This window comes from Mesorhizobium sp. M6A.T.Ce.TU.002.03.1.1 (genome assembly GCF_003997275.1).
In the GTDB taxonomy this organism is placed as follows: Bacteria; Pseudomonadota; Alphaproteobacteria; order Rhizobiales; family Rhizobiaceae; genus Mesorhizobium; species Mesorhizobium mediterraneum.
The window spans coordinates 133,056-141,299 of record NZ_RZTI01000003.1 but is presented as its reverse complement, the minus strand read 5'-3'; the positions used below and the strand labels follow the sequence as shown (position 1 = coordinate 141,299).

General features: G+C 61.0%; 8 protein-coding genes. 6 read left to right on the top strand and 2 right to left on the bottom strand.

The features are described 5' to 3' along the window. Positions 1-282 precede the first annotated feature (282 nt). The 6 genes from EOC93_RS02270 to EOC93_RS02245 all read left to right on the top strand — a co-directional run bounded on the left by EOC93_RS02270 (position 283) and on the right by EOC93_RS02245 (position 7,176). Positions 283-1,035, top strand: coding sequence for a FadR/GntR family transcriptional regulator (locus EOC93_RS02270; RefSeq protein WP_126102967.1), 753 nt, complete (start codon positions 283-285; stop codon positions 1,033-1,035). 62 nt (positions 1,036-1,097) lie between these two features. After that, on the top strand, positions 1,098-2,003 hold the full coding sequence (gene kdgD / locus EOC93_RS02265) for a 5-dehydro-4-deoxyglucarate dehydratase (protein WP_126102968.1): 906 nt from the start codon (positions 1,098-1,100) through the stop codon (positions 2,001-2,003). A 132-nt stretch (positions 2,004-2,135) separates the two neighbouring features. Beyond that, complete coding sequence (locus EOC93_RS02260; RefSeq protein WP_337127023.1) at positions 2,136-3,608, top strand: ABC transporter substrate-binding protein; 1,473 nt, start codon at positions 2,136-2,138, stop codon at positions 3,606-3,608. Positions 3,609-3,691: 83 nt separating this feature from the next. Continuing rightward, positions 3,692-4,606 (top strand): ABC transporter permease, encoded by a 915-nt coding sequence (locus EOC93_RS02255; RefSeq protein WP_126102970.1) that lies wholly within the window; start codon positions 3,692-3,694, stop codon positions 4,604-4,606. A 3-nt stretch (positions 4,607-4,609) separates the two neighbouring features. Further along, a complete protein-coding gene (locus tag EOC93_RS02250; RefSeq protein WP_126102971.1) occupies positions 4,610-5,533 on the top strand; it encodes an ABC transporter permease in 924 nt (307 codons plus the stop codon). Continuing rightward, entirely contained in the window at positions 5,530-7,176 is a 1,647-nt protein-coding gene (locus EOC93_RS02245) for an ABC transporter ATP-binding protein (RefSeq protein WP_127203741.1), read from the top strand. The genes EOC93_RS02250 and EOC93_RS02245 overlap by 4 nt, the downstream gene beginning before the upstream one ends. 44 nt (positions 7,177-7,220) lie before the next feature. Here the strand turns inward: EOC93_RS02245 and EOC93_RS02240 are convergent, their stop codons facing one another. Next, entirely contained in the window at positions 7,221-7,688 is a 468-nt protein-coding gene (locus tag EOC93_RS02240) for an RES family NAD+ phosphorylase (protein WP_127203740.1), read from the bottom strand. Continuing rightward, a complete protein-coding gene (locus EOC93_RS02235) occupies positions 7,688-8,131 on the bottom strand; it encodes an antitoxin Xre/MbcA/ParS toxin-binding domain-containing protein (protein WP_245458070.1) in 444 nt (147 codons plus the stop codon). Before EOC93_RS02235 ends, EOC93_RS02240 begins: the two co-directional genes overlap by 1 nt. Positions 8,132-8,244: the final 113 nt, after the last annotated feature.

The window sequence follows — 8,244 nt, the reverse complement described above, 5'->3', positions numbered from 1 at the left end:
CGATGACGGCGGGGCAGATCGTCAGGTGGGTCCGCGATCACCTGCCGCCGGCCGCAGCCTGAAAGCCGCCACGCCATGGCTCCGCTCATCGCCGTGGCCGTATCAGCAAGGTGCCGACGAAAACCGCTTTAGGCGACTTGACGGCCCACATGCGGAGCGCAGAAGCCATATGATGACCTAAGTACATTCGACCTCGGACTGCAAATTTTCATATGATGACCTCGCTTTTGCCCTGCGCCGGGAGTATGCAATGTCTCGACCCGGCAAAAGTTTGGAGGACCCATGCAGCAGGCCGAACATCGAACGTCCCGCAGGTCGTTCGTCTCTCAGGTTGCAGATGCGCTGCGCGGGCAGATCGAAGCCGGCTTTTATGCACCTGGCGACAAATTGCCGACAGAACCTGCGCTGATTGACCGGTTCGGGTTCAGCCGCACTGTGGTCCGGGAGGCCATCGCCGCGCTTCGCGCCGACGGGCTGGTGGAATCGCGGCAAGGCGCCGGCGTCTTCGTTCTCGGCCCGAAACCTGTCGACGAGGGATTGAAGCTCTTCACCGACGAAACGAACAAGATCTCGGATATCATCGAAGAGCTCGAGCTTCGCATCGGCATCGAAGTCGAGGCAGCCGGCCTTGCCGCAGCCCGCAGTTCGCCGGCGCAGGAGGCCGAAATCGAGGCCCAGGTCGAAAGATTCGCCGACCTCATGGCGCAAGGGCAACCCACCGACGAGGCGGACTTCCAGTTCCACATGGCGATCGCCACCGCAACGAACAACGCCAGGTTCAAGGCATTCCTCGAACATGTCGGCCGGCGGATGATCCCGCGGGTGAAGTTCAAGACGATGATGGGCGGCGTCGACCCCTTGCCCAATCGCGACCATCCGATTCTGGAGGAGCACAGGGAAATCGCGGATGCGATTCTCGCCCGCGACCCGGAAAAGGCGCGTGAGGCGATGCGCCGCCATCTGGTGACGGGGATAAAGCGCTATCGCGCCCTCACCGTCCGACGCTCGGCAAACCAGGACAAAACCGGCGGTTGACTCGCCCCGATACTCATCATATGAATCTAGATGACATCATATCAATTGTGGGATGAGTTCTTTTGTCGCCAGATGAAATCAAGTCGCGTGTCGCTTCAGGGCTGCTGTCGTTTCCGGTCACACATTTCAACGAGGATTTCAGCCTCAATCTCGAAAGCTATCGCGCGCATGTGGCATGGCTCTCGGGGTTCGGTGCCGCTGCCCTGTTCGCGGCCGGGGGCACGGGCGAGTTCTTCTCCCTGTCGCCGGAAGAGGTCGCCGACGTTACCCGCGCGGCCAAGGATGCCTCGGGAGATGTGCCTATCATCGCCGGCTGTGGCTACGGCACGGCGCTCGCCACGGAAATTGCTCGCCGCGCCGAGGCTGCGGGAGCCGACGGTCTTTTGCTTTTGCCTCATTATCTGATGGAAGCCTCCCAAGAAGGGATATTCCGGCACGTCAAAGCCGTGTGCGAATCCACCGGCCTCGGCGTCATCATCTACAACCGTGCGAACTCGGTCGCCAATGCCGACACGGTTGCTCGCCTTGCCGACGCGTGCCCAAACCTCATCGGCTTCAAGGACGGCACGGGCAAGATCGATCTTGTCCGCCACGTCACCGCCAAACTTGGCGATCGGCTCTGCTACATCGGTGGCATGCCCACGCATGAGCTCTTTGCCGAAGGCTTCAACGGCGCCGGAGTGACGACTTATTCCTCTGCGGTCTTCAACTTCGTGCCGGAATTGGCACAGCGCTTCTACAGGGCCATGCGGACAAACGATCGCGCCGCAATGGAAGAAATCCTGCACAGCTTCTTCTTCCCCTTCGCGGCTTTGCGCGATCGCGAACAAGGTTATCCAGTGTCGATCATCAAGGCAGGCGTCGAGCTCATAGGACGGACCCCCGGCCCGCTCCGTCCGCCGCTGACGGATCTGAAGCCGCAGGAAAAAGACATGCTGCGCGGACTGATCGAGAGGATCGCCGCCTAGTCGCCGGGAGATCGGCAAATTGTCGGGCGAACGGGACGAGGAGGTTCGCCCTGCGCCCGACAGCCAAAACGGAATATCAAAGGGAGGAGAGACATGAATAGAAGCGCTCATACGATTGCAGCTGTCGTATTGATGACTGCTGCCGCGCCATCGGCTGTCGCACAAGATGCGGCGCAGGACATCCGTATCGTCCTGCCGGAGCAGCCGGCCAATCTGGAGCCCTGCGGCACCATCATCACAAATGTCGGCCAGATACTCAGCCAAAACGTCGTTGAATCGTTGACCGTCATCGATCCGATCACCGGACAACCTCAGCCGAAATTGGCGACCGAGTGGACCAGCGTGAACCCGACGACCTGGCGGATCAAGCTGCGCGAGGGCGTGAAGTTCCAGGACGGAACGGAGCTCAACGCGGATGCGGTTGCGTTCTCCATCAACAGGATGATCAGCGGCAAGATCACTTGCAGCAACATAGCGAAGTTCGGCGATGCCAAGCTAACGCTGACGCCGGTCGACGATCTAACCGTCGAGATAAAGTCGGACAGGCCCGAGCCCATCATGCCGACGCTGTTGAGCGTGGTCATGATCGTCTCGCCGAAGACACCGGTCGACAAGGCGGTGAACGATCCGGTCGGGACCGGCCCATTCAAGCTGTCGACCTTTTCCCCGCAAACCGTAGTGCTTGACGCGTTCGACGGCTATTGGGGCAAGAAGCCGGAGATCACGAAGGCAACCTATGTCTGGCGGCCCGAATCCTCGATCAGAGCTGCCATGGTGGAAACCGGGGAAGCCGACCTGACGCCGTCGATTGCCATCCAGGACGCCAGCAATCCGGAGACGGATTTCGCCTACCTGAACTCCGAGACCACCGCGATCCGTATCGATGCCGCCAAGCCGCCGCTCGATGACCTGCGCGTCCGCAAGGGGCTCAACCTCGCGATCGACTGGGAAGGCCTTGCGCAGCTGTTCGGCGACGACGTCAAGCGTGCGTCGCAGATGGTCGTCTCCGGGATCAACGGGCATGACGATGCGCTCGAGCCTTGGCCGTACGATCCGGAAGAGGCGAAAAAGCTCATCGAAGAGGCGCGCGCGGCAGGTGTCGCGGTCGATACCGAGATCAAGCTCATCGGGCGAAACGGCATCTATCCAAACGGCGCGGAAGCGATGGAGGCCATGATGACGATGTGGCAGGATGCCGGCCTCAACGTCAAGCTTACCATGCTCGATGTCGCCGACTGGCTGCGCTATCTGCAAAAGCCTTTCCCGCCGGAGCGCGGCCCCAATCTCCTGCAGATGATGCACGACAACAACAAGGGCGATGCGGCCTTCACGGTTCCGATCTTCTACCGATCGAGCGGGAGCTACTCGACCGTGGCCGATCCGGCGTTCGACAAGGAGATAGACGAGGCCCTGGCTGCGACCGGCGAAGCCCGCACCAACAGCTTCAAGGCGATCTTCGGCAAGGCCCGCAACGAAGTGGTGGCGGACATCCCGATGTTCCACATGATCGGCTATACCCGCGTTGGCACCAGGCTGGAATGGAAGCCCGATATCACCACCAACAGCGAAATACCGCTGGCCAATATCGCTATCAAAAAAGACTGAGTGATACGGGGGCGCTGGGTCCGATCGTGATCCTGCGCCCCTGACCTGTTGCCTCCGTCGATATCCGTCCAAGGGCATCCCAAATGATTACCTATCTTGGACGCCGGGCGTTCCACAGCATCCTGTCGGTCATAGGTCTGTTGACGCTGGTCTTTTTCCTGACACGGCTCACCGGCGACCCTTCCGCCTTGTACCTGCCTCTGGACTCGACTGCGGAAGCTCGGGCCGCGTTCGCGCGGTTGAACGGCCTCGATCAGCCGATCTATTGGCAGTTTCTGGAATATTTGCGCGATCTTCTGCAGCTGGATTTCGGTGAATCGCTACGCCAGAACCGCTCGGCGATGCAGGTCGCGCTTGAGGCGTTCCCGGAAACGCTGAAGCTTGCCGCCGTCGCGATCACGCTGTCGACCGCTTTGGCTATCCTTGTCGGCTCTCTTGCGGCCGCGCGACCGGGCAGCATGTTCGACCGTGTCGCCAGCCTCGTCTCTCTGGCCGGCGCAAGCGCGCCGGATTTTTGGGTCGCCATCGTCGGCATCCTTGTCTTCGCTGTGGGGCTCGGGCTTTTGCCGACATCCGGCACCGGAACCTGGGCCCATTGGATCATGCCCGTCTTCGTGCTGATGCTTCGCCCCTTCGGTCTCCTGGTGCAGGTCGTGCGCGGAACGATGCTGTCCGCGCTTGCCTCTCCATACATCAAGACCGCAAGGGCCAAAGGCCTGCCCCGACAGAAGATCATCTTCGGGCATGCGCTTCGCAACTCGCTGCTGCCCGTCGTCACGGTCGCCGGCGACCTGGCGACCAGTCTCGTCAACGGCGCCGTCGTCGTGGAGTCGATATTCGGCTGGCCCGGCATCGGCAAGCTGATGATCGACTCGATCATCCAGCGCGATTTTGCCGTCGTCCAGTCGACAATTCTGGTGACGGCAACCGCCATCTTCATCCTGAACATCGCGATCGACCTGCTCTACGCGGTTCTCGATCCGCGCATCCGGTACTGAGCCATGACGATCATCACCCCCGACATCAAGCCAGCGGCGGTTCCAGGCAGCGGCAGCGTGCTTCTCGCCTATCTGAAGCGCGACAAGCTTGCGCTCGCCGCCGCTATCTTCCTGACGATCATCGTGCTCGCTGCGGTCCTCGGCCCGTGGCTGGTGGGCGACGCTGCTTCGCGGCTGGGGCTGCGCCAGCGAAACCTCGCCCCGTTCTCGCTGGCCAGCGGCTGGATCTATGTCCTCGGCGCCGATACCCTCGGCCGTCCCATCCTGGCCAGGCTGATTGTCGGCGCGCAGAATACGTTCGGCATTGCCGCGGCGGCGGTATTCGCGTCCATGCTGGTTGGTGGAACGCTCGGCCTGATAGCGGGCTATTCGGAGCGCTGGTACAGCCATCTCATTCTGCGCCTGGCCGATGTCGTCATGAGCTTTCCCTCGCTGCTGCTGGCGCTCATCGTGCTCTATACGCTCGGCCCGAGCATCACCAACCTGGTGATCGTTCTCGCCGTTACGCGCATGCCGATCTATCTCAGAACGGCGCGCGCAGAAGTGCTGGAGTTGCGCGAGCGCATGTTTGTGAGCGCGGCGCGAGCCATGGGCGCGAAGCCGGCCCGGATCATCGTCCGGCACATCGCCCCCCTCGTCCTGCCGACACTGGTGACGATTTCCGCCATTGATTTCGCGACCGTCATTCTCTCGGAATCGGCGCTGAGTTTCCTTGGCCTCGGCATTCAGCCGCCGGATTTCACCTGGGGTGCAATGGTGGCAAACGGCCGCGGCTATCTCGCGACAGCCTGGTGGATCGCATTCTGGCCGGGTCTTGCAATCATGCTGACGACGCTGTCGCTCAACATCCTCTCGAACTGGGCGCGCACCGTCGCTGATCCGCAGCAACGCTGGCGTCTTCAGACATTGCGAAAAGCCGCCCGATGAGCAACGCGACCAATCCCATTCTCAAAGTCGACGGACTGACCGTCGATTTCCTTTCGGACGATGAGCCGGTACGCGCGGTCGACGATGTCTCTTTCCACGTCAGCCGCGGCGAGACTCTCGTGATCCTCGGCGAAAGCGGTTCGGGAAAAAGCGTCAGCACCAGCACGGTGATGGATCTCATCGACTGTCCGCCAGGTGATATCGTGGCCGGCTCCTGCCTCTTCGATGGCGTCGAACTCTCGGGCCTTGGCGCGGAGGCGCGCAGAAGCATCAACGGCCGCAGGATTGCGATGATCTTTCAGGATCCGCTCGCCTATCTGAACCCCGTCTATACGGTGGGGCGCCAGATCGAGGAGGTCTATGAGAGCCACGGCGCGGGAGCCGGCAAGGACGCACGCGCCAAGACGATAGAACTGCTTCGGCGTGTGGGCATTCCAGAGCCGGAAAACCGCGTCGACTTCTATCCACATCAGTTCTCGGGCGGACAACGCCAGCGCGTGATGATCGCCATGGCGATCGCGTTGAAACCGGACATCCTGATTGCCGATGAGCCCACGACCGCTCTGGACGTCAGTGTGCAAGCGCAGATCCTCGATCTGCTGCGCGATCTCCAGCGTGAGACCGGCATGGCGTTGATCATGATCACCCACGACCTTGAACTCGCCTCGTCCATGGCGGACCGGATTATCGTCATGAACGGCGGGAAGGTGGTGGAGACAGGCATCGCCAAGGAGGTCTTCAGCAATCCGCAGCACTCCTACACGCGCCGCCTCATCTCCGCCCTGCCCCACGGCAACGCAGCGGAGGCGCCGAACAGGCGTTCGACGACGATCGCCGGCAAAACCCTGCTCAAGGTGGAACATCTCACCAAGCACTATGTGCTTGCTTCCGGAGCTTTCAGCAGCAAGCGGACGTTCAAGGCGGTGGATGACATAAGCTTCGAGGTCAGGAGAGGCGAAACGCTCGGCATCGTCGGCGAGTCCGGCTCCGGCAAATCGAGCGTCGCACGCATGCTGTTGGGGCTGAACGCGCCAAGCGCGGGCAAGGCCGTCTTCGCCGGCGAGAACATCTTCGAAATGAACGAGAAGCGTCTTATGGCGTTTCGGCGCAAGGTCCAGATGGTGTTCCAGGATCCGTACGGATCGATGAACCCGCGCATGCGCGTTTACTCCATCATTTCCGAACCCTGGGTAATCCACCGCGATATTCTGCCGAAGAACAGGTGGAAGGCTCGAGTGGCAGAGCTCCTGGAATTGGTGGGGCTGTTGCCGGAACACGCCGACCGCTACCCGCACCAGTTTTCCGGCGGCCAGCGACAGCGCATCGCCATTGCGCGCGCGCTCGCGAGCGCGCCGGAACTGATCGTCTGCGACGAGGCGGTTTCGGCGCTCGACGTCTCCATCCAGGCGCAGGTGATCGACCTTCTGGCCGACCTTAGGACGCGGCTTAGACTCTCATATATTTTCATCACACACGACTTGCCGATCGTCCGCCATTTCGCGGACCGGATCATGGTCATGAAAGATGGAAAGATTGTCGAGGAAGGTCAAACCTCGGCGCTGTTCGGGGCGCCTCGCCACGAATATACGCAAAGCCTGTTGCAGGCTGTTCCCAGACCCAAATGGCTTACGCAAGCTCAATAGTCCGAGCCTAGCGCGAGCAACGCCTTGCCGATACCAACCCGCAGTCACCCTTTGAATAGCCGAACGTCAAGCTCGAACGGATCGACACGTGCGATTTTGATTCGGGCCGCGGCAGGATGACGAGGATTGATGAGAACATTGTGATCTGGTCCGTCCGAGATCGGGACAATGGCTGACGGAACAAAGAACAGAGCAGCGCTGACGCTGTTCAGCCACTCATCGCCGACTCGTTGCGTAAATGCCTCCCGTTGTCGCCAATCGCCCGGGAGATTAATGAGATCGTATCGGTCAGCGCCAGTATCATCGGGCACGTCGTACGACACCATCGCAAGTCTCGGAAGCAGCGTTGGATCCTCGACGTGCACCAGCTTCTCCAGCACGCAAAGTGAAGGCGACGTGGCACTGTATGTGACGGGATGACCGACTGTGTTCCATCTTCCATCGAACAACAGCCCGTAGCCGCCATCGATAGCCGTAGCGTATCGAAGTCCTGACAGCCGCCAAAGCCGCATCAGGCGGCGGCACCCCAGGCGATTTTTCCAAGAATGGTCTCGATAACACGCGCGCCAGCCTCAGTCTGCGCGATGGTCAACGGCGTTTCACCGCCAAGTTCGGCCAAGCCTCTGCGCAGCCATGTGTTGGCCTTTTCAGCATCTCCGAACGTCTCTTCGGCAAATGACTGAATCCGTACGAGCCGCACCGCCCGATCAGACTCGTCTACCGTCAACGGTTGATCCTTTTCCGCCCGGTGGCGCCTGGTCCGTTGCGGGATGACAAACTTTTCGATCTCCTGATCGCTCAGCCCAGCGAGCGAAAGTCCTCTCAGTGCGGCAAGCGGCAGTCGGCGTCGCACGATCATGGCAAGGTCTGCCTGGGAAGTTACCTCCGTCCCGAGCACCGGGGCTCCTCCCAGCTTGCGGGCGATTTCGCTAATCACTGTGACAGGCATGGACATGGCAAAAGCTCAGCGGCAACATGCCTGATATGTTAGGGCAGATTGCCGCGATTGCAAGCCGGACCGCAAAGTAATTTCGGTGCCGCTTCGCGGAAACGAGGATCCCGACTGCT

Bases quoted from the DNA above. Each gene is read 5' to 3' on its own strand.
- EOC93_RS02240 (WP_127203740.1), bottom strand. From the start codon at position 7,688: ATGCGGCTTTGGCGGCTGTCAGGACTTCGATACGCTACGGCTATCGAT.
- EOC93_RS02245 (WP_127203741.1), top strand. From the start codon at position 5,530: ATGAGCAACGCGACCAATCCCATTCTCAAAGTCGACGGACTGACCGTC.
- EOC93_RS02235 (WP_245458070.1), bottom strand. From the start codon at position 8,131: ATGTCCATGCCTGTCACAGTGATTAGCGAAATCGCCCGCAAGCTGGGA.
- EOC93_RS02250 (WP_126102971.1), top strand. From the start codon at position 4,610: ATGACGATCATCACCCCCGACATCAAGCCAGCGGCGGTTCCAGGCAGC.
- EOC93_RS02255 (WP_126102970.1), top strand. From the start codon at position 3,692: ATGATTACCTATCTTGGACGCCGGGCGTTCCACAGCATCCTGTCGGTC.
- EOC93_RS02270 (WP_126102967.1), top strand. From the start codon at position 283: ATGCAGCAGGCCGAACATCGAACGTCCCGCAGGTCGTTCGTCTCTCAG.
- EOC93_RS02260 (WP_337127023.1), top strand. From the start codon at position 2,136: ATGACTGCTGCCGCGCCATCGGCTGTCGCACAAGATGCGGCGCAGGAC.